Here is a 24492-nt window from a genome sequence, read left to right on the forward strand (position 1 = left end):
CGTGATGCCTGTACACCCTATCCTGGCAAATGTGGCGGTGAGCATTAGCGATTTTAAAAAATCACCCAATCATGTGCTAAAAGACTCTAATGGCCAACCGGTGGCTGTATTAACCAACAGCCATATCTCCGGTTACTACGTTTCCCCTGAAACGTGGGAAGCCATGGTTGATTGCCAGGAAGATATCGAACTCGCCAAGATCGCCCGCTCCCGAATAAGCGGTAAGCGCGTCAAGGTCGATCTCGATAAACTATAAGCTTTAATGAAATGAACCCGCCCTGAAAGCGATAACAATGTGATTGTGCTGGCAATGGTTAAGCATAAATGCACAGAAGTGTATAAGCAGTAAAAGCCCGGCGCTAACCGGGTGGCATATGCGGGAACAACGGTTCAAAATTTGCCTTCATTATCCCATCACTTTTCCGCATTGGTATACGTTTGGGTATATCCTAAAATCTGAATTGAAACTTAATCCATATATACCAATGCATTACACGAAAAATTCAGATTCCCCCGGCGCTGAAGCCAGATTGAAAGAGATAACATATGAACGCTAAACGCCTGCCGCCAACCAAAACCCATGACGAAATGGTCACTGAGTGGATGGGGCAACCGGAATTCAAGGCTGAATACGAAAAACCGGATCGGGAATGCGCCCTACTTGATGAGCGGTTGGCCGCACGCAAAAAAGCCGGCCTCGCCCAAGCGCAAATCGCTGAGCGAATGTGAACCAAAACAACGGCTATTACACGGTTGGAACGCGGTTTAGCCTCCGGTACCCAATTGCCGCGTTTGCCCCGGAAGACGAAGACATGGCCGGACAACGGATCTTCCCGGAGGGCGGATACGACTTTGGCGGCGAGGCCCTGGAATCCCTTTCTCATATCAGTGTGGCCGGCGACCAGCCAGATACTGTAAGTATCTCTGCCAAACGGACCATTCACATTTAGAGATCTTCCGGCATATTGATTATGTCCCGATAGGAGATCGCCATGCGCAAAGCCCGATTCACCAAACACCAGATCATCGCCGTTCTGAAGTCAGTCGAAGCCAGACGCAGCGTTAAAGATGTCTGCCGCGAAGCCGGTATCGCTGAAGCCAGCTACTACAATTGGAAAGCGAAGTTTGGCGGCATGGAAGCCTCTGATATCAAAAAGATGAAAGATCTTGAGGATGAAAACCGTAGCCTGAAACAGATGTTTGCCGATCTCAGTCTGGAAAACCGGGCGTTAAAAGATGTCATCGAAAAAATGTATGGTTCGCCCCCGTTTTGCAAGCATACGATGATAAAAGCTGTTTGCGTTAATGTATACGGCCTCTCGCAAGTCAGCTGCTTTTGGCAGCAAGGCCATGATGGGATAAGCGCGTCGTTAGAGTGCTGGATCGGATAGTGGCAAATCGCGGATATCCGCTGAAACTGCGGATGGATAACGGTCCGGAACTGATATCGCTGGCGCAATGGGCGGAAGAACATGGCGTGATACTGGAATTTATCAGGCCGGGCAAGCGGACACAGAATGCGTTTATCGAACGGTCTAACCGGACGTACCGGACAGAAATACTGGATTTTTATCTGTTCAGGACACTGAATGAAGTACGGGAAATCACAGAGTGCTGGCTGACTGAATATAACAGCGAGCGGCCTCATGAATCGCTGAATAACCTGACGCCGGAAGAGTACCGGCTGATGGCTGAAAATCCGGAAATCTCAAAAAGTGTGTGGGACTAAAACCGGTGTGCTTACAGTTTCAGCCCTATCTCAGAAATGAGCCGCAATCGCCTAACCACCTGATTGACCCTGATCCCGGATTAGTGGCCCGAACCCCAGAAGAAATTTCAAGCCACAATATTGTCGAGGTAGGTGCGGGACTATGGTGGCTGATTGTTAGATTTAACAGATAGGCCAACAAGGAATGGCCACCCGGAGGCAGTATTGTTAAAAGTGGTTATTATACCCACTATCATATTGACTCATATTTTTTCTGTGGGTACTATACCCATAGAGGGACAAAATGGAGTCAGGATGGAAAGCGCTAAGTTAATCAAGCTATTGATAAATGATGGATGGATAGCAAGGAAACAAAAAGCAAGCAGTCACATCACGCTTGAAAAGGAGGGAGTAAGGGAAATCATCCCCCTTCCCCACCCAAGGAAAGAAATCTCAAAAGGAGTTTTAAGACAAGTAAAGAAGATTTCGGGGCTAAAGGTCATTTAACAGAAAGGACGGCGCAAGCTGCCTTTAAAAGCGCGTTCCCCATTAGTATAGTAAGTCATGCGAGGTACTTAATGATCTATCCAGTTTTCATTTTCGGAACTAAAAGCGGTGAATATGACGGTTATTTCCCCGATATTCCCGGTTGTTTTTTTGCCGGGGATACATTGGAAGAAGCCGTTCGCGATGCAGAAAAAGCATTCGGTATACATGCTGAAGCCCTAACAGAGCGCGGCGAGCACGTTCCCGCCCCTACTGATCCCTCAGCCTATATTCACGATGATCGCCTGTCAGAGGATGACGGCTTCCTAGGCTTTTTTGAGCTCGATCCGACAAAGTACGAAACCAAAGCCGTTAAATTTAATCTCACTATGCCCGGCAATCTCATTACGGCCATCGACCGTTATATTGAGACAAACGGGCATTACAAAAACCGTTCGGCGTTTCTTGCGGAGTTGGCCCGCAAGGAAATTGCGAGAAATTGATTGATATGGCCTCTAGCGGGGCCAATCTTGTTTACACCTACAGAGATTTTCGCTGAAGCCCCCTTATTCCCATGAAAGCACGTTTAACCGGGAACGGACGACGTTGACGTCGCCTTTGGCCTTGTTCCTTCGCGCCGTCGCACAGCATTAGCCAATCATGTAAGTTCGGCCATAAACTGCCCCAGAACCGAAGGCTCAAGGTAAAAATAACCGGAAATAATGAGCATTTTACTTTTCTTATCCTGCAGTCCAGCCGGCCTCAACACATGGCGAAGTGGGATAAGATAATCAAAAGTGTGTAAGCACAATTTTGCCCTGGATACTGCCTGATAAAGCACGCTTATGTGCAGCTGAAGCCATTTGTAAAGGGTAGGTGCTATCAATGACGACCCTGATAATTCCTGTTTCCAGAAGGCTACCCGCCGCTGAGAGTTGCGCGCCACTGGAACGCACTTGCGTTGTTGACACCGTAATTCCTCTTTCGGCGGCCTCCTTCTGCCCGGAAAAATGCAAAGGATTAACAAGAAACATTGCCCCGCCTTGCTTGATGCTGCTCAAAAAGCGCTCAACGTGCGTTCCACCTGAAGTATCAATGACAAGATCGGCATTTTTTACTACGGTCTCGGGAGCTATTTTGGTGTAGTCGATAAACTCATCCGCACCGAGATCGCGTAAAAGCGCCTCATTGCGGGAAGAAGCGACTGCAATCACTCGCGCGCCTTTCCACTTGGCAATCTGCACCGCAAGGTGTCCTACGCCTCCTCCGGCGCCGTTGACCACTACTGTCCGGCCTTTTAGAGGAACAGGTGTATGTTTGAATGATTGAAACGGATTAGGCGCGTCATGCCCCAGTTCGACAAGGAACTGCCAGGCCGTGAGCAGTGACATCGGCGCACCCGCGGCCTGGACATGTTCGATGTTCTGAGGTTTTAACGCCAGCTCTGATGCAGGAACGCTCACGTAGTCGGCATAGGCACCGCTGCCTTCCATGGCTCTTTCAGGAAAACGCACCATGGAATAGACTTCATCGCCAATGCTGAATCCGGAAACATTTTTGCCGACCGCTACGACTACACCGGATATATCCGTGCCCAGGATGAGCGGAAAGTGGGGATGGGGCCACCATTCAGGCGGCAACGCCCGATAACCGTCACGCAGATACCCGTCTGGCGGGTTGAGACTGACCGCATACACCCGAACAAGCACTTCCGTACATCCCATCGTTGGCCGGGGTGCATCTTCATATTTAAGGTTCTCTGGACCACCAAACGCGTGCAGTCGTACTGCTTTCATCATTTCAGTCATCACAAGCTCACTCTAATGGGGATTCAGTTGCCAGATAATATGACTAATAATGATGATTGATAATGGGGCTGGATTTCGCTTTAATGTTGCCATGAAGGAACAAATAGGTTTTGAAAGACTCACCGGTCTTATCGCATTCGCTCGCGCGGGAGCGCTTGGCAGCTATACCGCCGCTGCCCGCTCGCTATCCGTTTCACCTTCAGCGATAAGTAAGAGCATCCAGCGACTGGAACAGCGTCTCGGCGTCACTTTATTCACCCGAACCACACGCTCGCTGGTTTTGACTGCTGAAGGCCGCGAACTGCACGAGAGGGCTTTACGGTTGCTGCGCGATGCCGAGGAGCTCGAGCAGGTAGCCATGCGTACGCGGGCAGAGCCCGCGGGAACATTACGCATTGCGGCATCGTTGCCGATCGGTCTCCATATGATCGCCCCTGCGCTTGCGCAATTCTGCGCCCTGCATCCAAAAGTGACGATTGACTTACGGTTAAGCGATCGCGTGATAAGTATCGTTGACGAAAGTATTGATATTGCCATCCGGCTCGGCGACCTCGCGGATTCAAATCTCCTGTCGCGTCGCCTTTCACCCTATCAGATGGGTTGTTATGCTTCGCCTGATTATTTGGCCAAATGCGCCCCGCCAAAACACCCTAATGATCTTATAGGGCATAAAACGGTCAATCTGCGTTACCAAAATACGGGGCGGATTTTTCGCTGGCCGTTCCGGGTTGGCGAGCGGGAGATCGAAATCGTGCCGTCATCTGCTGTCATCGTCGATGCAAGCGAAGCCGTTATAGCGGCAGTCGCTGCCGGTGCCGGAATAGGAATGGCGACAAGTTTTATGGCGGCTTCTTTGGTAAGGCGCCAGGAGTTAATTCCCGTTCTGACGGATTTTTCTGTAGAACGGCATAATATTTCGGCAGTCTGGCATGAAAGTCGTCGTTCAAACCCTGCCGTACGTGCGTTTCTGGAATTTATGCTGGAGCAGTTTTAAATTCTCTTAACTGGACCGCCCGCAAAACGGCGGACATGTCCCGTCACCACGCGGCAACAGGTGACAGCCGGTAGCAGCGCACAACCGGAGGAAAGCGCGTCGGGTATAGAATGCATTGCCCCTCCTGCCACAGTGATCCTGAAAACCCGCGGCATAGCAGCGCAGCCGGGATACGCGCTATGGTCGTTTATTTCAGACGTCTGGATTTCAGCGAACAAGCATCCGGGCATGAAATGCGTTATACCTGATGACCCCCTAATTAAACAGCAGGAGCCCGTAATGGATTTGGATCTCAAAGACAAAGTGGCGCTGGTGACAGGCGCCAGCACCGGTATCGGTTTCAGCATTTGTGAAGAGCTGGCGGCAAACGGTGTGCATCTGGTGATGGTGGCCAGGACCCAGACGCGGCTGGACGACGCCGCCGACAGGCTGGCGCGGCGTTATGGCGTCTCCACGCTGCCGCTGGCGGGCGACGTGACCGATGCCGCGTTTCCCCGTGAGGCAGTCCGCCTGGCGGAGCAGCAATTTGCCGGCATTGATTTACTGGTCAATAATGCGGGCCGGGCCCATGCCGGCACGCTGCTGACCACCACGGAGGAAGACTGGGAGGCGATGACCGCCACCAAATTTACCGCCATGCGCCGTTTTTGCCGCGAGGTGATCCCGGGTATGCAACGGCGGCGGTGGGGGCGTATCGTGAACATCTCCTCCATCGGAGGGCTGTATCCCAACCCGCCGCTAACCGTTTCCCATGCCCTGAGTGCGGCCATTAATAATTTGACCCGCAGTTTGGCGCTTGATGTCGCGCCGATGGGCATTCTGGTCAATGCCATTGGCGTTGGCGCGGTCGCGACGGAAAACTGGGCAAACAACATGCTGCCCAACGTTCGCGAGCGCCGTCCGGAACTGGCCGGTAAAACCGATGAGGACATTATGGACATTCTCGGTAAGGAAAGAACCCCCGTCGGGCGTTTCGGACGCCCGGAGGATATCGCCGTTATCGCCGCGTTTTTGCTTTCCGCACGCAATCAGTTCGTTACCGGGCACACCGTGGAAGCGTCCGGCGGCGCGGACCGGTTTATGTAATGCTGATCACACCCGCGGCTATGGCCAGGTATGCAGCGGGTTGACATGGGTAAGGAGGCGCCGCCGCATTGTCTCCCCAGACAAATTGTCCCTTTTAGGATAGCGGCCTGCGTGCCGCTTCGCGGCACAGGCATCAGAAGAAACGCAACCCAGGTTGCATCCTTCGGGATCAGCGCGAGCCGCTAAATCGTCTGGATATGTTGTGAAGCGTTTTCTCTTCTGCCGCCAATGGCATAGGTCTTTCCCTCCCGCGGCAGGAGATGGAAATGTTCCGGGGGTAAAGGCGGCGGTACGGACACACGCCAGGCGTTATCCGCCGGCTCGTCGAGGCATGGGGTCGGTCCGAATTGTTTCAAACCTTGAGCAGTTTTACCGTGGCATCCACGTCTATCTCATCTTCCGAGAAAATTAACGTCGTTCCCTGAAAGGTGGTGATCGCCAGTTTTTTCAGCGAACGCATTTCGCCAGGCTTCGTGGCTGATTTCGGCCGAATGCTACTCATCAGCACCCCTACGGACAGCACCGCATTTTCTTTATCAATGCGGGTATCGGCAGGCACCTCTTCGCTGTAAACCAGATAAGACTTGATCGACGTAAGCTTAAGACGCTCGCCTGCGATATAGATGTATTTGCTTTCCGGTGCGACTTTCACGGCATAAGCCGACAACCCCTTGTTATTCGTGGTGGGTTCGAAGGTCACCGCCGCATCTTTCTTAATCAGCTCAGGGTTGGCGACCTTAATCACATGAAAATAACGGTTATCGCCGTTTTCATCTTTGATAAATCCAAAACCTTTATCTTTAAACCAGGTTGTGATCGTTCCATTCATCGCCGTTACCGCCTGCTTAATCGTTTATCTAATCAGTTTTTGCAGCGCGCAGTGTAAAACACAATGCCTGCGCAGACTACGTCTTTGGTTTAAGTCTGGACGATAAATGTAGGGTATGCGAACGGGACGGCCAGGTAAAGGCGTCAGCGACGCAGAGTGAAACGCTGCGGCCAGACGTGGCGGAAGAGTTAACGTGGCGGCAGCAGCATCAGGTCTGGCTATTTTTTGCGCAAAAGAAAAACAGCCGCTGCCGTCAGAACACCTATCAGGGGCATGGCTCCGGCGCCGGCTATGAAGTTATGCTGATCTATTCGTTTTTCCCGGCGGATATCAGCAAAGCGGGCAAGCGCGTGTTTTTCATCAGCGGCGTTGACCTCTTCAAATTGTTTTTTATAACCCTGATGGGTCAGCCGAGAGGCCAGGTCCGTGTCTGATCTTTCCAGCACGACGGTTTGCTTCCCCTTTTTGAAAAAAAGGTATTCCGGCATTGGGTGCTCCACATGGAAGAGGATTTGATATAAATAATATATCCGGTCTCACTTCATGTTGTACACATCTGCCTGTATATTCGCCGCCGCCAGATCAATCACGCGTATTTTATTCGCTCATTTCCAGTAAGGAATGTTTTTGGCCCTATTCATCTGCCACTCCCGGGCTGATATGGTCTGGATGATTGTTCAGTGTCAGCGCAAGCAGCCTCTGCTGAAGGCTGAGCAGGCTTTCCCTGTTTCCCGGCGTTCCACCTTTAAGCAGACTCGTGAACCAGATGCCGTCTGCCGCAAGTCTGGCAATCTCCAGATCCGGTGCACTGTCAGTCTCCTGATGCTGTTTCAGGCGCTGAGCGAGCCAGCTTTCCCAGCGTGTTATCAGTTCAGGTTCAGCACAGAGAGAAAACGTCAGAGCTGACATCTTTTCCGTGCAGGCGACAATTGTCGTCCTGATATAAGCCCGTGTAAAGCGACCGTAGCCGCCGGGGTCACGCGCCATGAAGTCCTCAAGGAGTACATTGAACTGCTCCAGCTCATCATCAAATACCGCAGTGATAAGATCCTGCTTGCTGGAAAAATGGTGAAACAGGCCGCCTTTGGTCACACCCGCGTCAGAGGCGATGTCGCTGACGCTGACACCGGCAAAGCCACGGGCCGCCATCAGACTTGCCGTACTATTGAGCAAACGGCGGCGCACATTGACAGGGTCTTTTTTTGGTCTGCCGGACGCTGTCATCATCAGTGGGCACTCATCTTGGAAAAGCCGTTAATCACCACCACGCCGACAACAATCAGCGCGATACCCGCGATGGCCGCCGCATCAGGTTTTTGCCTGAAAACGACCACGCCGATAAGGGTCGTCAGAATAATGCCCAGCCCTCCCCAGGAGGCATAAGCAATCCCTAGCGGAAGCGTACGCAGCACCTGAGCCAGCAGATAAAAGGAACAGGCATAAAGAACAGCGCAAATTAGCGAGGGCATAAGGCGGGTAAAATGTTCAGACTTGCCCAGAAACAGGGTGCCCACCACTTCCAGAACGATGGCGAGTGCGAGTGCTGCGTAAGCGAGTAGTGAAGACATGGTTTTCTCCTGAAATAAAAACCAATACTAGATACCTACCGGCCGGTATGCAAGTTAAGCGTCAGCGGTTTTTTTCTGCTGCGTAACCTCGGATTAACATAAGACGTGCTGTGACAGGCGGGCCCCCCCGCGGCCATCCTCATGGCACCACGTTGCCGGTCACGCCTGTTGGCACCCATAACAGCAAAAAGGGACTAGCCCTAGTCTGGATACGATAAAAAGCGGGAACGCCAAAAGACGTCATCCCGTCGGGCCGGCAGCGCGGGCGTTGACGACTGTCGAGAATAACCCCGCGTTTTCCGGTACTGGCTGAACATCCGATGTTAATGAAAAGCCCGGAAGGACTTTTCATACATCAGCATCCGCAAGGCGTTGATTACCACATCAAATCATCCGGCACTTTAAAATCGGCATACGGATCTTCTTCATCTTGTTCTTCCTGACTTAGCGCACTATTTAATACAATACTGTTCGCATCTCGCTGCGCAATTTTATCGGCTACGCTCGCCGGGATAATAGCGTATTTACTCACGCCGCTGTTATCATCAACCAACCGGGCAATGGCGAGACGGCCACTGATCAGCTGAGATTGAGTCAGCTTGTCCACAGCTATCTTTTTAATGAGATTATTATCTGTGAAGTTAAAATCAATATCGCCTCTGGCAATATTGATTCGATTCATTTCAATTAACTGCTTCACCTGGGCTTTATATTCTTTCGATAAAGCAGCGTGTTTTTGTTGCTCGCTGAGCTGTTTATCACGTTCAAGCTGGGCTTTTTTATTTTCTTCCACGGCCTCCCTTGCCTCACGGGCCTGCGCTCGTGATTTTTTAGCCGTTTTTTGGACTTTGGCTATTTTTTTGCTGGTTACTAATCCAGCTTTTAGCATCTGCTCTTGTAAGGTGAGTTTTGTCATCTTCGTTTCTCAAACAGTCGAATAATTTGTGTGATTATACCCGTAATGTATGAGGCTGTACCAGATTGAGCACCTGATCACCGTGCGGCATGAGTTTGGCGGGTCTATCAGAGGTTGGCGTGGCCTGCCCTTAGGATTTCAGCCCGGCCCCTCGCTCCCTGCCGCCAGCAATGGCACCAGCACGTCGCTGATGGGCGTGGGAATACCCTGTGAGCGACCATAACGCTGTATCACACCGTTGCGGATATCCCACTCCAGTGGGCGATTGGCCTGCCGGTCCGCGAGAATGGAGGTGCCCAGATCCGCAGGCGCATGATGAAAGCCGTTAACGATTTCCTGCGGAACGTTATCATCCAGTACAGCACCTTCCGCTCGCGCAACCGTCAGACACTCACGCAGATAAGCCAGTGCCAGTTCAGTGATATCCTCGCGTGAGAACATCCCGGCACGGCGATTCGCCAGTACCATCAGACCCGCGACCGCATTCTGCAGCAGTTTGCGCCAGGCGATGGAGATAAAATCGGCTGACTGCTCAACCGCGCAGCGTGTGCCGCTGAGCGCATCCGCGACCCGTTTTGCCGGCGCCACATCCGGCAGCGTCAGGCGCGGTTTGGCGCGCAGCCAGACTGAGGCATCCGGCTCGCGCTGTGCCGGGAACCACACTACCGAAGGCAGCACCGTTGCGCCGTTGACCAAGGGTTCCAGTTGGGTTTTCTGCTCGACGCCATTTTGCAGTGCGCATACCACAGTGTTTTCATCGCACAGTGCGGCCAGCCAGTGGGCGCTGTCAGCTACCTGGGTGGTTTTCACCGCGATAAACACCAGATCGAACGGGTGGCTGATAGTCACCGGACGAGTCAATACCGGACCGGGCACCACAATTTCACCCTCATCGTGACGCAGAATTAACTGCGGATGCGCGGTGCGCCCGCAAAGGACAGGCGTGCGGTCAACTTCATGCAGTACAGCGGCGATGGTGGTACCGATAGCACCCGGACCAATAAGAGCAATTGTGGGATGATCAGACATCTTGTGTTCTCCTGATGTGAGTACCGCCGCGTAATAAGGCGTTCCAGCTGGCATGTTGCAGGGCGGCGAATAACGTAAGCAAAATAATGTGTCCAGGCATAGGCTCATGCTAAACAGCGCGCGCCCGGATGAAAAGTGAAGTGTCGTCATCGAGGCATGAGTAAATACTCATGTAGTAATGGTAACTGAGCTGCGCCTGTTGTGATTCTGCCAGTAACCAGCGACGGAATTTCATGATGGTTCCGATGACGCTTAGCAGTCCGGTCCTCATTTTGGCAGGGACGGTTGGCATACACCAGCCCACACTATGTCACCCCAATTCTGTCATGTCCCGCCAATAATTTCAGCCAGTAGCCAGCGTTCAAAATCCTGCAGTGCAGGTTCATTTATTCCTGTTTCCACCGGTTTTACCAAACAGAATTTTTTGCTCAGGTTTTCTGATTCTGGCCAGGGTGCGACAAGCGCTCCGCTACGCAGTTCTTTTTCGACGTACATACGCGGCACCATTGCCACGCCTTGTCCCGCCAAAGCGGCAGCTATTGCCATTTCATGAAGGTCATACCGGACACCTTGCGCCGGATTATCAAAGATTATTCCGTTTTCCTGGGCATAGTGATGCCATGCTTCCGGATTCTGCCGCCGGTGAATACGCGGTAGTTCGTTCAACCTCTCATAGACGTTCTTGTCCGTTAACAGTGCAGGATGGCATACAGGCACCAGCTTTTCCTGAAAGAGAAAATGCAAACGCATCCCTGCCCATGCGGGATGTTCAAAATGAACTGCGGCGTCAAAGCCACTCCCGGTGAGAATGAATGGGTCGGTTCTGGCCGCAATATGTAATGTGATATCCGGATGCATAGATCTAAAGCCGATCAGGCGGGGAATCAGCCATCGACTGGAAAACGTCGGCAGGACGGCAATTTCCAGACTTTTGCTTCCTTCAGGCATCCCCATTATGTATTGAGTATCCCTGTCGAGTCGTTCGAGCGTTTCGCGTATGTGATGTGCATAGCGCGCACCTACAGGATTAAGCTTGACGCGGCTTCCGGTACGGTCAAACAGTTTGCAGTTCAGCAAAGATTCAAGGCGCGCAATCTGCCGGCTGATGGCGCCTTCCGTCAGCGATAACTCCTCTGCGGCCCGGGCAAAATTACCGTGCCTTGCGGCAGCCTCAAAAGCCTGCAGGGAAGTGCTGCTGGGAATTTTTCTGCGCATAAAACCGCCCCTGTTGTGTGTATAGGGTGACCCATCAGTGACTGAATATCACTAAACCATGAAATAATATCGATTTATAGCCAAAAAAACAGCATGTAGCATGATGAAAAATCATTAAACGGGCTCATGAGATTCCTGCCGTTTATTCATGCAGAGGTTAGTCAATGTTGTATATCGTGGAATGCACCTATGCCAATCCCGGAAGCGAGGAAGACTGGAATGAATTTTACAGCCGGGAAAAACTGCCGGCGCTGGTCTCCGTCACCGGATTCAGCACTTCCCAGCGCTTCCGGGCCCTGAAACCTGGCTGCCCTGTTTATCTCGCCCTTCATACCATTAAGGATGCGGATGTGACCCCCTGTGTCAGAGTAGTTGAGAAGATCCCTTTTTCGGGATTTCATTCTCAATCCAGGGGGCCGGAGCATCACCATGTCGCGTTTACCTCAGGCTCGCAAGGACGCCATTTTAAGTAAAATGCTTGCCCCTCATCCGCCGACCATCCGTGAATTGGCACAAAGAGAAGGGATTTCAGAAGCTACACTGTACAATTGGCGTAATCAGCTTCGCAAAGAAGGTCGCCCTGTGCCCGAACATGATCGCAGCAGTGAGAATTGGTCTGCGCAAACTAAATTCGCCGTCGTCGTCGAAACCTCGTCGATGTCGGAGATCGAGTTGAGCGAGTATTGCCGAGCCAAAGGTCTTTTCCCAGAGCAGGTTAAGCAGTGGCGCGAAATATCGATCCAGGCCCATGCAGAGCCAGGCGGTTTTAATGATGCGGCCAGCGCACAGCAGAATAAGGCCCAGCGTAAGCAAATTAAACGTCTTGAGCGCGAAGTCCTGCGTAAAGATAAAGCACTGGCGGAGGCAGCGGCATTACTGATCCTGCAAAAAAAAGTTCGCGCCCTTTGGGGCGACAACGAGGACGATTAACTCCTCTGGCGTACCGGGAACAGATCACCGCCTGGGTTCAGCAGGCGTGCAATGATGGCGCATCGTTGTACCGTTCTTGCGAGGGGGTAGGGATCTCTGTTCACAGTTGGTATCGGTGGCAACAGGATGGTGCTGTTATTGCGGATCAGCGTCCATTGATTGACCGCCCTGAGCCGGCCAACAAACTGAGCTCAACGGAACGCCAGTCGGTGTTGGCGGTATGCAATAGCGCGCGTTTCGACAGCGTTCCGCCGAGTCAGATCGTACCGATTCTGGCAGACGAGGGTTGCTACATGGCCTCTGAATCGACGATGTATCGGGTATTAAGAGAGGCGGGTCAAGTGCAGCATCGTGGACGTGCCGCCAAGGCTGTGCGCGTGGCAAAACCGACCAGCTTTACCGCCACCGCCCCTAACCAGGTCTGGATGTGGGACGTGACCTGGTTGCCGAGTAGTGTTAAGGGGCTGTATTATAAGCTGTATTTATTTGAAGACCTATTCAGTCGCTACCCGGTGGGTTGGGAAGTCCATGATGAAGAGACCGGCGAGCTGGCGGCAGATCTGCTACAACGATGTGTCCTGGGGCAGCGCTGTGCTATGCAACCCTTGGTACTGCACTCGGATAACGGTGCGCCGATGAAAAGTTATACGCTGAAGGCCAAGATGGAAGCCCTGGGTATAACGTCATCCTTTAGTCGGCCGCGGGTATCCAATGACAATCCGTACGCAGAATCAATCTTTCGTACATTGAAATATTGGCCGTCCTGGCCGCGCAAAGGATTTACCTCGATTGATGCTGCACGGCAGTGGGTGAAGCGCTTCATTGATTGGTATTGCCACGTCCACCGCCACAGCGGGATCAAATTCGTGACGCCGGCGCAGCGCCATCAGGGCAAGGATAAAGCCTTGCTGTTAAAGCGTCACCAAGTCTATCAAGCCGCCCGCGCTGCGTGCCCGGAACGGTGGCGAGGTGAGACAAGAAATTGGGGTTGGGACAAGGAAGTTCAACTCAATCCAGATCGGCCGTTGACACAAGAAAACGCCGAGAATTTACAGGCTGCATAAATCGCAATTTTATCTCAACATCTTTGACAAACACCGGTGATCTCCAGTGACGAATACCGGCTGAAAGGCGGCGGTAATTTCTCGCGCTGGCAGGAGCACATCACTGACTGGCACCGTAATCTGTATGAGTGTGAAGGCCCGGCTCCGGCCGTATCCTCGGATGAACTGCTGCTGCTCAGCGCCCGGCCGATCGGCTTTATCGAGAGCGGGCTGGGATACCGGGCACTGGCAATGCAGGCGTCAGGGCTGGATAAATCCCCGGAACGGCGCGTTGCGTACGTTCTTGCACGTGAAAATGCCGCGCAGTTAGCAGAAGTCCCCGGAGCCTACCTCTACGAAACGCTTACACCGCAATTGCAGAACCCTGCTAAGGGTCACCAGAGAGGAAAACAATAAAATCATGCCAAATCTGACTTTTTACATTTCTGAAGATCAGTCTGACAGGTTCACCGATCTCTCCGATTTCACCCATATCTGCCGCGCACTGTGCAGTGAGATTCTCGGCGCAGAAGCAGAAAAAGTTCACATCATATATGTCGATGTCAGGCCGGGATGCGGGCATCCGGTGTATGCCGAACTCTGTTATCGCCTGACAAAATCGCGTGTGCCGGACGTGATGGAAAAGTTTATGCGTGAACTGGATCTGGCCATTCGGCTGGCCTCGGGGCTAATGGCGCGTATCCGCTGTTTTGGCTCGAGCGCACCACAAATATTCGCTCGAAACTGACCATGAGGAATTTATGAACCATCCGCCTTTCACATCCCGTCAGATTGGGGATTTTCTGGTTACCGCCCTGAGTGATGGCAATATGTCAGCCAGCCTGGATTTACTTTCAGGCATTGAGACGGCGGATGCTGGGTTAATTCAGCGCAGCGCCGGGATCGCTGAACCCGGTAATATCCATATCAACTGTTATCTGATCCGCGGTCAGGGACGCACCATTCTGGTTGACGCCGGCGCGGGAGGCCTGAACAACGTCGGAGGGCTGCTCAAAAGAAACCTCGGTGCAGCGGGGGTAAGCCCCGCTGACGTGGACACCGTCTTATTGACGCACGGCCATCCTGACCATATTGGCGGCCTGCTGGATGCTGAAGGAAGGCCAGTCTATAAACATGCTGAACTCTATCTTCATCCTCTTGAAGCGGAATACTGGCGGGATGATGAAAGATTAAAAATGGCCAGCGAGCGTGGGCAGCGTAATTTTAAGCTGGTCCGCCGAACGTTAGAAGCGTATGCGCAGAACTTGCGCTTTCTGGACGGGAAGGAGATAACCGGGGGCATTCTCCCGGTATGGCTGCCGGGTCACACGCCAGGCCATACCGGATTCCGCATCGATTCAGGTGATAAATGCTTATTGATATGGGGAGACATCGTCCACTTCCCGCATATCCAGTCAGCACACCCGGCCGTTTCCATTGTATTTGACTGCAATCCCGCTCAGGCCGAAGACACTCGGAAAAAACTCCTGGAACAGGCAGTCAAGGAAAAACTGCTCGTTGCAGGCATGCACTTAGAGCGTCGGGGGTTTGCCAGCGTTCTCATGGCTGATGGCGGATATCGAATTTCCTACCCGGAAGAATGAATGGCTATTCGCATCTCATGAAATACCTGTTCGCAAATCACTTAACCGCTTCCAAAAAACCAGAAGTGGTAGAGGAGTAAGCCAGGAGAGGGCGATCTGCTCTCCATTGATTAACGCACCGCGATGTTAGTCGTGTTTGCTCGTGGCGCAGGCTGTGTGAAAACCCTAGTCAAAAACTGAAGTGCGCGTGTCTACGCAAAATCTGAAATTAATCGACCGGTTAGTAGAGCCGAATTTTACGTATAAGCACGGTTTTCAGCTCTGCTTTTGACAGTCTCTGTAACCAAAAGTCTTTTCACACAGCCTGGGTACGAAGCAGACATGCTGATGTGAATAGTCCGATATGAGCTGTGAGTTCAACGGGTCGACGCAACGCTATCCTTAAACAAGGGGGGACGTTGCCATGAAACGAAGAACGCGCATTTACTACACGCCAGAACAGAAAGCGATTATCTGGGACAGGTATAAGCAAGGTGATTCCCTGCATGATATCGCCAGAATGTTCGACAGATATCACTCTTCTGTTATGCCCACTATTCACCAAACTGGTGGTTATCGCCCTTCTGTCAGAAAGCGACACCGGCTGGCTCTTTCACTTGATGAAAGAGAGGAAATATCCAGGGGGCTGGTAGCAAAAAGTAGCATCAGGGACATCGCCGACAAATTATCAAGAGCCCCTTCAACTATTAGCCGCGAGATCAAAAGGCATGGAGGTGCAAAACATTACCGAGCTGCAAAAGCGGATAAGGACGCGTGGGACAGTGCCCTGAGGCCAAAACCTTGCAAGCTAATTGGATGCCCCGCATTGTGTAAAATCATTGCAGAGAAGATGTATCAGGACTGGTCGCCGGAACAAATCGCCGGTTGGCTTAAACGCTGTTATCCGGATAATCAGGAAATGCAGGTGTCACACGAAACGATTTATAAAACGCTTTTTATACAAACCCGGGGAGCTTTAAAAAAAGAGCTGCAGCAGTGCCTAAGAAGCGGGAGAGTAGTACGTAAATCCAGAACGACATCACTTAAAGGAAAGGGATTAGGCTCAATACCGGATGCAATACCCATCAGCGAAAGGCCATCTGATGTTGCAGACAGAGCTATACCAGGTCACTGGGAGGGAGACCTAATACAGGGCTCTAAAAACTCATATATTGTCACGATGGTAGAACGCCATTCCCGCTTTGTTATGCTTGCCAAAATCAGTGATAACAAGACAGCCACAGTCATATCCGCACTAATCAAACAAGCCCGGCAGCTGCCTGTTGAACTTTATAAAACATTAACTTGGGATCGAGGGGCGGAAATGACTAATCACACCCTTTTTACTGTAGCAACAGAAATTGAGGTCTATTTTTGTGATCCACAATCTCCCTGGCAACGCGGCTCCAATGAAAATACGAACAGATTGCTTAGGCAGTATTTTCCAAAAGGAACTGACTTATCGGTTCACAGCCAGCAAAGACTAAACAGTGTTGCCAGGCAGCTCAACGAGAGGCCAAGAAAAACGCTAGACTATGAATCACCCGCAGAGCGTTTTAACCAATGTGTTGCATCCATCGGTTGAACTCACAGCGAATAGCAGACATTCATTAGTATGTTTGTTAGGCTAACTTAAAACCTGTTCACAATCCGCTACAGGTGTTTCGAAAATATTTAGGGATATTTGCCTGTATATATGAAAAAGCTGCCACAATCTCTATTTGATGTTTATGCCCTTGCATTGCCCTGTGGTCATGGCTTTGGTAGTGCTCCACCAATTGCAGCATGGCAAAGTTATGATGGCTTGTCATATGCGGGTTTAACTTATGATGATTCTAATGACATACTTGGCCTGTTCGCAGCTAGGCGTCGCACAGATCAAACATGGGCAATATTATCAGCGGCTCGGAAGTGTCTAGATTATCCGTGACGATTCAAAACGTCTATTTTATGTTCTAAAACCATCATTCAAAACGAGTCAGAACCGACTCTAGAAATTGGTGATTTATATGATGATTGCTGAAATTGACCTTCTTTTGAGAATTGCATAAGGGGAATAAAATGGATGTCAATGAACTTAGAGAGATTCTCATCCAGCATAATGGTCTTCAAAATACTGATGAAGTCTATACGTTTTATTATGATGAAACGAATAATATCCGAAAGCTATATTTAAAAAATGCTGGCTTTAATGTTAACAAGGCGGATAATTTCGTCCTTGCAGGAATACTACACAAAGGGTTAAGCACTGGCAGTGATTATTCAACCCTATTTCAAATGCTTAATCTTCAAAAAAACACCCATGAGCTAAAACTCAAGCATATTGCTAAGGGTGATTTTTTGAATATGCTTAAATCTGATAAGCTTTTAATTATTCTAAACTGGTTCATCGAAAACAAATTCTACATCCATTATTTTAATCTTAATATCACATACTGGTCTGTTATTGACATTATTGATTCTATTATTGGTGAGTTACATCATCCTTTTTATATCATGAATCACATGTCACTTAAGAGCGATTTTTATGAGCTTGCTAATAGCAATTCTGATGTTTTCCTGAATGTTCTACATGAATTTAACTACCCAGATATTCCAGAAGAAAAAGCTCATGAGTTTTGCCTATGGCTTATCGATTTTACATGCATGCACAGTTGTATGCTGTCGGATTTTCGAGCGAATGTACTCGAAAATTTGGTTAAAGAATCTCTGAAAATCGAAGAACTACCGTTCATATCGGGATTTCATGGTCGAGAACTGATCGATAGCTTTATGGTATTTTATTTAAGGAACTTGTATCTATTTAAAAATTCCATTCACATATTTGATGAAGAAAAAAACATTCAGGATGAAATTAAAGATTTCCCGTTAACTGAAAATGGCATGCCAATACTGAATCATGAATTCGTTAAATCCCACAACTCAGAGGCTGTACAACTATCTGATGTTATCGCAGGCTTTTTGGGTAAGTATTTTTCTTACTTAAAAGATGTAAATGACGAGCAATTAGTGCTTGATAAGGCAGACTTAACTAGCAAGCAATTTAAGACACTTTCTGCGTTAAAACAGATTATTGATGTTTCTGATGATGTTAGCAGAGGATTTTTTAATGTAGTTAGCAGCGAGGGAGAGCAACGAAGAAATAACCGGTTTTTACATGGTGTAAAATTGTAAAGGTTGAAGTCTGCTTTGGCACAGAGCCCCCGGAAAGCAAGAGCATGATGTCTGCTTTGAGCTGTGAGTTCAACGGGTCGACGCAACGCTATCCTTAAACAAGGGGGGACGTTGCCATGAAACGAAGAACGCGCATTTACTACACGCCAGAACAGAAAGCGATTATCTGGGACAGGTATAAGCAAGGTGATTCCCTGCATGATATCGCCAGAATGTTCGACAGATATCACTCTTCTGTTATGCCCACTATTCACCAAACTGGTGGTTATCGCCCTTCTGTCAGAAAGCGACACCGGCTGGCTCTTTCACTTGATGAAAGAGAGGAAATATCCAGGGGGCTGGTAGCAAAAAGTAGCATCAGGGACATCGCCGACAAATTATCAAGAGCCCCTTCAACTATTAGCCGCGAGATCAAAAGGCATGGAGGTGCAAAACATTACCGAGCTGCAAAAGCGGATAAGGACGCGTGGGACAGTGCCCTGAGGCCAAAACCTTGCAAGCTAATTGGATGCCCCGCATTGTGTAAAATCATTGCAGAGAAGATGTATCAGGACTGGTCGCCGGAACAAATCGCCGGTTGGCTTAAACGCTGTTATCCGGATAATCAGGAAATGCAGGTGTCACACGAAACGATTTATAAAACGCTTTTTATACAAACCCGGGGAGCTTTAAAAAAAGAGCTGCAGCAGTGCCTAAGAAGCGGGAGAGTAGTACGTAAATCCAGAACGACATCACTTAAAGGAAAGGGATTAGGCTCAATACCGGATGCAATACCCATCAGCGAAAGGCCATCTGATGTTGCAGACAGAGCTATACCAGGTCACTGGGAGGGAGACCTAATACAGGGCTCTAAAAACTCATATATTGTCACGATGGTAGAACGCCATTCCCGCTTTGTTATGCTTGCCAAAATCAGTGATAACAAGACAGCCACAGTCATATCCGCACTAATCAAACAAGCCCGGCAGCTGCCTGTTGAACTTTATAAAACATTAACTTGGGATCGAGGGGCGGAAATGACTAATCACACCCTTTTTACTGTAGCAACAGAAATTGAGGTCTATTTTTGTGATCCACAATCTCCCTGGCAACGCGGCTCCAATGAAAATACGAACAGATTGCTTAGGCAGTATTTTCCAAAAGGAACTGACTTATCGGTTCACAGCCAGCAAAGACTAAACAGTGTTGCCAGGCAGCTCAACGAGAGGCCAAGAAAAACGCTAGACTATGAATCACCCGCAGAGCGTTTTAACCAATGTGTTGCATCCATCGGTTGAACTCACAGCGAAAAGCGGAAGCTCGTAATTGCTCCCACAGTGGATCATGTGTGCTAATCAATGGAGAACATGCCAGAGTGTTTTCACAGGCTTTATTAGTTTCGGTTATGGCCAAACTCCCGTGAGAGCAGTATTTGTTTCCAGTGGCTTTCGCGGCGGTCAATCTCTCCGTCCTCGGCATTGGAGTCCATAACTTCGAGGATCGAAAAAGTGATATTCTGCAGCCTGTTTTCATCGCCAGTACCGAAAGCTTCCTTAAGCCCTACATTCCCACCATGTCCGGAGCCAAAATAATATTCCCATCTACCCCATATTCCCTCTATTCCATCGGCTTTTCCCACATAGAGCTTTCCGCCATCACGATCAGTTAATACATAAATACCTTTAACAACAGATAGTGCGGTGCGCCAAGATTGCAAATTAAGCCTGAGGATCGCTCCTATGCTGTTACGGTCTAGCACAATGTTACGGTAACCGGGAAACTCGCCGAAGCTCTGACGTACCGGGGAGATAGAGTTTATTATCAATTTGTTCTGAATACTTTCGCCCAGACGGATGAAGTTGCGGGCCGGATTTTTAAAGCTGATATACATCCGCCCCGCGTATTCTTCAGTCTCAAGGATTTTATGAAGATAGTACTGATAATAAAGTTCCTTACGGTTAGGGTAGGTTTTCTTTCCTGCATTGCCTGTTTGTTGAAAGGCTCCCGCAAACATCCAGGTTTCAGTCCCTGGGATCTTAATCAGTGAAACGACATACCTGCGTGTAAAATCCAGCTTCTTCTGCCAACACTGCCAGTCGTCGAAAGTCTCTTCCCGGAATTTAACCAGCGGATCCTCTTTGTAATCATTCATTTGCGCAAGATGGACTTTGGTGGTTTCAGGTGTCAGATCCGGAAACTCCATCTTCAAATAATCAAAAAGCTTCAAAACTGCTCCTTAATGATAAGTTGAGTCTTTTGACTCTTTGCCGTGACTTTACTTTACACGCCCGCATTACGCTAAACTATTGCCCATAAAATTATATAGTTCGATGCCATCAACGTCCGCTCTTGGCACACAAAAGATATGAAAAATCATCACGGTTGTGGCGCAACAACTGTCAGCCTGGACACTCAGTTAATTCTATCCATTGCTGGCATTCAACAAGCAGCAGCAGCGCGGCCAGTAGTGGTTTTGACCCCATATATCCATGCACCTATTCCCGCTTAGGTTGATGGTTTCCCCCTGCGCCGATATTCTCTTGGTGAGCGATATCCTAAAGCGCTGTGCGGGTGATATTCGTTGTAATGTTCGAACGCTAACGACAGGTTTAACACTGCCGTCTGGCTGTCCGGTTTTGGCATCATGCCGATATAATCACGCTTCATCGTCTTAACGAAGCTTTCTGCTACACCATTACTTTGTGGACTTCTGATCGCGGTCGTTCGGGGCTCCAGGCCCAGCATTTTAGCGAAGCTCCGGGTTTCATCGGCACGATAGGCCGAACCGTTATCCGTCAGCCATTCGAGGGGCGCTGTCGGCAGGTTTTGCCCGAACCGGCGTTCAACTGAGCGTAGCATAACGTCCTGTACCGTATCGCTGTCATAACCGCCGGTGCTGGCCGCCCAGTCCAAGGCTTCCCTGTCGCCACAGTCGATGGCGAAGGTGACCCGCAGCTTTTCGCCGTTATCGCAGCGGAACTCGAAGCCATCCGAACTCCAGCGCCGATTGCTTTCGGCCACCGCCACCCGGCCTGTGTGACGACGGGTATCCGGTGTGGGACGGGGTTTCGACTCTAACAACAAGCCGTTGTCACGCATCACGCGCCATACCCGTTTTGCGTTCACCCTCGGCAGACCTTCCTGCTCCGAACGGCGGCGCAGATTAGCCCAGATGCGTCGATAGCCATAACTCGGAAGGTCGGCAACTTCGGCACGGATGTGTTCCAGTAATTCGGCGTCATCTTGATGCCGCTGCATGCGACCGTCCTGCCAGTCAGCCTGCCGATAACGATAAAGCGAGAGCTGCGCACGCGACACACCCAGAGCTTCACTCACTGGTTTTACTCGTCGTCCCCGGGCAATAAGGGTCCGTGCGCAATCCATTTTTTTGCTTTGCCGTATTCTACCGCCTCCTTAAGGATCTCATTTTCCATGGTTTTCTTACCCAGGAGACGCTGGAGTTCACGGATCTGTTTCATGGCACTGTTTAACTCAGAAGCCGGCACAACTTCTTCGCCGGCAGAGACCGCCGTCAGGCTGCCATCCTGGTATTGCTTACGCCATTTAAAGACTTGATTAGCATTCACATTATGACGACGAGCGACAAGAGAAACGGAGCTTCCTGGCTGGAAGGTCTCCTGAACGATGGCGATCTTCTCCTGCGGAGTGCGACGACGGCGTCGCTCTGGCTCAGTAAGAACAGTACCCATGATTTCGCTTTGACCAGTCTTGAACATACCCCCTGTGTCAGAGTAGTTGAGAAGATCCCTTTTTCGGGATTTCATTCTCAATCCAGGGGGCCGGAGCATCACCATGTCGCGTTTACCTCAGGCTCGCAAGGACGCCATTTTAAGTAAAATGCTTGCCCCTCATCCGCCGACCATCCGTGAATTGGCACAAAGAGAAGGGATTTCAGAAGCTACACTGTACAATTGGCGTAATCAGCTTCGCAAAGAAGGTCGCCCTGTGCCCGAACATGATCGCAGCAGTGAGAATTGGTCTGCGCAAACTAAATTCGCCGTCGTCGTCGAAACCTCGTCGATGTCGGAGATCGAGTTGAGCGAGTATTGCCGAGCCAAAGGTCTTTTCCCAGAGCAGGTTAAGCAGTGGCGCGAAATATCGATCCAGGCCCATGCAGAGCCAGGCGGTTTTAATGATGCGGCCAGCGCACAGCAGAATAAGGCCCAGCGTAAGCAAATTAAACGTCTTGAGCGCGAAGTCCTGCGTAAAGATAAAGCACTGGCGGAGGCAGCGGCATTACTGATCCTGCAAAAAAAAGTTCGCGCCCTTTGGGGCGACAACGAGGACGATTAACTCCTCTGGCGTACCGGGAACAGATCACCGCCTGGGTTCAGCAGGCGTGCAATGATGGCGCATCGTTGTACCGTTCTTGCGAGGGGGTAGGGATCTCTGTTCACAGTTGGTATCGGTGGCAACAGGATGGTGCTGTTATTGCGGATCAGCGTCCATTGATTGACCGCCCTGAGCCGGCCAACAAACTGAGCTCAACGGAACGCCAGTCGGTGTTGGCGGTATGCAATAGCGCGCGTTTCGACAGCGTTCCGCCGAGTCAGATCGTACCGATTCTGGCAGACGAGGGTTGCTACATGGCCTCTGAATCGACGATGTATCGGGTATTAAGAGAGGCGGGTCAAGTGCAGCATCGTGGACGTGCCGCCAAGGCTGTGCGCGTGGCAAAACCGACCAGCTTTACCGCCACCGCCCCTAACCAGGTCTGGATGTGGGACGTGACCTGGTTGCCGAGTAGTGTTAAGGGGCTGTATTATAAGCTGTATTTATTTGAAGACCTATTCAGTCGCTACCCGGTGGGTTGGGAAGTCCATGATGAAGAGACCGGCGAGCTGGCGGCAGATCTGCTACAACGATGTGTCCTGGGGCAGCGCTGTGCTATGCAACCCTTGGTACTGCACTCGGATAACGGTGCGCCGATGAAAAGTTATACGCTGAAGGCCAAGATGGAAGCCCTGGGTATAACGTCATCCTTTAGTCGGCCGCGGGTATCCAATGACAATCCGTACGCAGAATCAATCTTTCGTACATTGAAATATTGGCCGTCCTGGCCGCGCAAAGGATTTACCTCGATTGATGCTGCACGGCAGTGGGTGAAGCGCTTCATTGATTGGTATTGCCACGTCCACCGCCACAGCGGGATCAAATTCGTGACGCCGGCGCAGCGCCATCAGGGCAAGGATAAAGCCTTGCTGTTAAAGCGTCACCAAGTCTATCAAGCCGCCCGCGCTGCGTGCCCGGAACGGTGGCGAGGTGAGACAAGAAATTGGGGTTGGGACAAGGAAGTTCAACTCAATCCAGATCGGCCGTTGACACAAGAAAACGCCGAGAATTTACAGGCTGCATAAATCGCAATTTTATCTCAACATCTTTGACAAACACCGCATAGTTCCAAGCCTACCTCTTATTTTAGGCGGGTCAAAGTGTATGGATCATCAGGGGGCTAATACAAGTAGCAAAGATGCTGGCAAAACTCGCATTCTGTCCGCCGGTTCACTTGCAGACCTACTGGAAAATCGCCGCTGTGACGTAATCATTCTTTCAACTGGGACAGTCAGGCATTTCTGCCCATAGTGCATGATTCTGTCTGGCTGCGGTAAGATTAATCTTTGAATACTGATGCCTTAGGAAGTGACAAAATGCCAAAATCAACCATTTATCTCATCAACTCTTTGCTTGTGATCTTGCTTATGGTCGCGCTTGTTTGGATTGGTAATACTGTTGTAGCTTGGCTTCAAAGCAAAAGTTATCACGGCAATGAAATTTATAACTGTCCAAAAGACATCAGTAAGAGCTTAGAATGGTTTGAAGCTAAAAAATTCTGTCAAACAGTTGAACGAGTTGACGGTAAATTTTCCGAAGTTGACGAAGATGATGTGAAAGAACGGGCAAAACGGCAGGCCAAAACAGCTGAATTCATGTCACATCAAAATATTTTGGGTGAAAAGCCTCGCCAACAAAACACTTACTACCGCATTTGGTAATTTGTGCAACGGTATGGATCTTCAGGTGTTTCTGTCCATCGAACGTTGATTTGATGCCGTATCTAGACGGCTGCTATGAGCGAACAGCGGGAGTTCGCAGTTGTTCTTCCAACTAATGAAGACATTCCTA

24 protein-coding genes and 5 pseudogenes are annotated in these 24492 nt (G+C 50.3%); 18 read left to right on the forward strand and 11 right to left on the reverse strand.

Features of this window, described 5'->3' with window-relative positions; all coding sequences use genetic code 11:
* Positions 1 to 4: 4 nt before the first annotated feature.
* Positions 5 to 256 carry a prevent-host-death protein gene (locus tag ACL2XQ_RS19685; RefSeq protein WP_413739579.1) on the forward strand — a complete coding sequence of 84 codons (252 nt, stop codon included), beginning with the start codon at positions 5 to 7 and terminating at the stop codon, positions 254 to 256.
* Between the two features lie 290 nt (positions 257 to 546).
* On the forward strand, positions 547 to 729 hold the full coding sequence (locus ACL2XQ_RS19690) for a hypothetical protein (RefSeq protein ID WP_410016824.1): 183 nt from the start codon (positions 547 to 549) through the stop codon (positions 727 to 729).
* 47 nt (positions 730 to 776) lie between these two features.
* Here the strand turns inward: ACL2XQ_RS19690 and tnpB are convergent.
* Positions 777 to 884, reverse strand: a pseudogene (tnpB, locus tag ACL2XQ_RS19695) (IS66 family insertion sequence element accessory protein TnpB); the annotation flags it as partial.
* Positions 885 to 992: 108 nt separating this feature from the next.
* Between tnpB and ACL2XQ_RS19700 the strand changes: the two are divergent.
* The 4 genes and pseudogenes from ACL2XQ_RS19700 to ACL2XQ_RS19715 form a co-directional block, all read left to right on the forward strand.
* Positions 993 to 1250: pseudogene (locus ACL2XQ_RS19700) on the forward strand (transposase); the annotation flags it as partial.
* A gap of 113 nt (positions 1251 to 1363) precedes the next feature.
* Positions 1364 to 1729 (forward strand): annotated as a pseudogene (locus ACL2XQ_RS19705) (integrase core domain-containing protein); the annotation flags it as partial.
* Between the two features lie 153 nt (positions 1730 to 1882).
* Positions 1883 to 2215 carry a type II toxin-antitoxin system HicA family toxin gene (locus ACL2XQ_RS19710; protein ID WP_413739580.1) on the forward strand — a complete coding sequence of 111 codons (333 nt, stop codon included), beginning with the start codon at positions 1883 to 1885 and terminating at the stop codon, positions 2213 to 2215.
* A 71-nt stretch (positions 2216 to 2286) separates the two neighbouring features.
* Positions 2287 to 2697, forward strand: a complete 411-nt coding sequence (locus tag ACL2XQ_RS19715) for a type II toxin-antitoxin system HicB family antitoxin (RefSeq protein WP_413739581.1) — start codon at positions 2287 to 2289, stop codon at positions 2695 to 2697.
* A 288-nt stretch (positions 2698 to 2985) separates the two neighbouring features.
* On the opposite strand, the gene ACL2XQ_RS19720 is transcribed toward ACL2XQ_RS19715, so the two are convergent.
* The gene (locus ACL2XQ_RS19720; protein ID WP_413739582.1) at positions 2986 to 4002 is read right to left on the reverse strand and encodes an NADP-dependent oxidoreductase; all 1017 of its coding nucleotides are present in this window, start codon (positions 4000 to 4002) and stop codon (positions 2986 to 2988) included.
* A gap of 91 nt (positions 4003 to 4093) precedes the next feature.
* Between ACL2XQ_RS19720 and ACL2XQ_RS19725 the strand changes: the two genes are divergently transcribed.
* Together ACL2XQ_RS19725 and ACL2XQ_RS19730 are read left to right on the forward strand one after the other, a co-directional pair.
* Positions 4094 to 4996, forward strand: coding sequence for a LysR family transcriptional regulator (locus ACL2XQ_RS19725; protein WP_413740534.1), 903 nt, complete (start codon positions 4094 to 4096; stop codon positions 4994 to 4996).
* 279 nt (positions 4997 to 5275) lie between these two features.
* Entirely contained in the window at positions 5276 to 6082 is an 807-nt protein-coding gene (locus ACL2XQ_RS19730) for an SDR family NAD(P)-dependent oxidoreductase (RefSeq protein WP_413739583.1), read from the forward strand.
* A gap of 352 nt (positions 6083 to 6434) precedes the next feature.
* On the opposite strand, the gene ACL2XQ_RS19735 is transcribed toward ACL2XQ_RS19730, so the two are convergent.
* From ACL2XQ_RS19735 to ACL2XQ_RS19765, 7 genes are all read right to left on the reverse strand, one after another.
* Entirely contained in the window at positions 6435 to 6911 is a 477-nt protein-coding gene (locus tag ACL2XQ_RS19735; RefSeq protein WP_410013956.1) for a cold-shock protein, read from the reverse strand.
* Positions 6912 to 7129: 218 nt separating this feature from the next.
* Positions 7130 to 7399: a hypothetical protein gene (locus ACL2XQ_RS19740; RefSeq protein WP_413739584.1), complete on the reverse strand. Its 270-nt coding sequence runs from the start codon at positions 7397 to 7399 to the stop codon at positions 7130 to 7132.
* A gap of 145 nt (positions 7400 to 7544) precedes the next feature.
* The gene (locus ACL2XQ_RS19745; protein ID WP_410013954.1) at positions 7545 to 8138 is read right to left on the reverse strand and encodes a TetR/AcrR family transcriptional regulator; all 594 of its coding nucleotides are present in this window, start codon (positions 8136 to 8138) and stop codon (positions 7545 to 7547) included.
* Positions 8138 to 8479 carry a DMT family transporter gene (locus ACL2XQ_RS19750; protein ID WP_410013953.1) on the reverse strand — a complete coding sequence of 114 codons (342 nt, stop codon included), beginning with the start codon at positions 8477 to 8479 and terminating at the stop codon, positions 8138 to 8140. Before ACL2XQ_RS19750 ends, ACL2XQ_RS19745 begins: the two co-directional genes overlap by 1 nt.
* Before the next feature lie 376 nt (positions 8480 to 8855).
* Entirely contained in the window at positions 8856 to 9395 is a 540-nt protein-coding gene (locus ACL2XQ_RS19755) for a DUF2058 domain-containing protein (RefSeq protein WP_413727840.1), read from the reverse strand.
* Positions 9396 to 9533: 138 nt separating this feature from the next.
* Entirely contained in the window at positions 9534 to 10424 is an 891-nt protein-coding gene (locus ACL2XQ_RS19760) for an oxidoreductase (protein ID WP_413739585.1), read from the reverse strand.
* 324 nt (positions 10425 to 10748) lie between these two features.
* Positions 10749 to 11639 (reverse strand): LysR substrate-binding domain-containing protein, encoded by an 891-nt coding sequence (locus ACL2XQ_RS19765; protein ID WP_413739586.1) that lies wholly within the window; start codon positions 11637 to 11639, stop codon positions 10749 to 10751.
* A 164-nt stretch (positions 11640 to 11803) separates the two neighbouring features.
* On the opposite strand from ACL2XQ_RS19765, the pseudogene ACL2XQ_RS19770 reads away from it, so the two are divergent.
* The 8 genes and pseudogenes from ACL2XQ_RS19770 to ACL2XQ_RS19805 all read left to right on the forward strand — a co-directional run.
* Positions 11804 to 11992: pseudogene (locus ACL2XQ_RS19770) on the forward strand (sugar ABC transporter); the annotation flags it as partial.
* Positions 11993 to 12068: 76 nt separating this feature from the next.
* Positions 12069 to 13633 (forward strand): IS3 family transposase gene (locus ACL2XQ_RS19775; protein WP_413730138.1). Its coding sequence is split into 2 segments (ribosomal slippage): positions 12069 to 12525 and positions 12525 to 13633, totalling 1566 coding nucleotides; the frame shifts between segments, so codons are not numbered across the junction.
* 36 nt (positions 13634 to 13669) lie between these two features.
* On the forward strand, positions 13670 to 14029 hold the full coding sequence (locus ACL2XQ_RS19780) for a hypothetical protein (RefSeq protein WP_413739587.1): 360 nt from the start codon (positions 13670 to 13672) through the stop codon (positions 14027 to 14029).
* A gap of 4 nt (positions 14030 to 14033) precedes the next feature.
* Positions 14034 to 14360: a hypothetical protein gene (locus ACL2XQ_RS19785; RefSeq protein WP_413739588.1), complete on the forward strand. Its 327-nt coding sequence runs from the start codon at positions 14034 to 14036 to the stop codon at positions 14358 to 14360.
* A 13-nt stretch (positions 14361 to 14373) separates the two neighbouring features.
* Positions 14374 to 15216 (forward strand): MBL fold metallo-hydrolase, encoded by an 843-nt coding sequence (locus ACL2XQ_RS19790; RefSeq protein WP_413739589.1) that lies wholly within the window; start codon positions 14374 to 14376, stop codon positions 15214 to 15216.
* Positions 15217 to 15619: 403 nt separating this feature from the next.
* A complete protein-coding gene (locus ACL2XQ_RS19795) occupies positions 15620 to 16780 on the forward strand; it encodes an IS30 family transposase (protein WP_013203711.1) in 1161 nt (386 codons plus the stop codon).
* Positions 16781 to 17256: 476 nt separating this feature from the next.
* Positions 17257 to 18369 (forward strand): DUF3800 domain-containing protein, encoded by a 1113-nt coding sequence (locus tag ACL2XQ_RS19800; RefSeq protein ID WP_413739590.1) that lies wholly within the window; start codon positions 17257 to 17259, stop codon positions 18367 to 18369.
* Positions 18370 to 18485: 116 nt separating this feature from the next.
* A complete protein-coding gene (locus ACL2XQ_RS19805; protein WP_013203711.1) occupies positions 18486 to 19646 on the forward strand; it encodes an IS30 family transposase in 1161 nt (386 codons plus the stop codon).
* A 95-nt stretch (positions 19647 to 19741) separates the two neighbouring features.
* On the opposite strand, the gene ACL2XQ_RS19810 is transcribed toward ACL2XQ_RS19805, so the two are convergent.
* Entirely contained in the window at positions 19742 to 20575 is an 834-nt protein-coding gene (locus tag ACL2XQ_RS19810) for a GIY-YIG nuclease family protein (protein WP_413731550.1), read from the reverse strand.
* 299 nt (positions 20576 to 20874) lie between these two features.
* A pseudogene (locus ACL2XQ_RS19815) lies at positions 20875 to 22058 on the reverse strand (IS3 family transposase); the annotation flags it as partial.
* 103 nt (positions 22059 to 22161) lie between these two features.
* On the opposite strand from ACL2XQ_RS19815, the gene ACL2XQ_RS19820 reads away from it, so the two are divergent.
* A protein-coding gene (locus tag ACL2XQ_RS19820) for an IS3 family transposase (RefSeq protein ID WP_413730138.1) occupies positions 22162 to 23726 on the forward strand; the annotation gives its coding sequence in 2 pieces (ribosomal slippage) (positions 22162 to 22618 and positions 22618 to 23726; 1566 coding nt in all).
* A gap of 291 nt (positions 23727 to 24017) precedes the next feature.
* Positions 24018 to 24362 carry a hypothetical protein gene (locus ACL2XQ_RS19825; protein ID WP_413731547.1) on the forward strand — a complete coding sequence of 115 codons (345 nt, stop codon included), beginning with the start codon at positions 24018 to 24020 and terminating at the stop codon, positions 24360 to 24362.
* The last annotated feature ends 130 nt before the right edge of the window (positions 24363 to 24492 follow it).

This window comes from Sodalis sp. RH14, assembly GCF_047324285.1.
GTDB lineage: Bacteria > Pseudomonadota > Gammaproteobacteria > Enterobacterales > Enterobacteriaceae > Acerihabitans.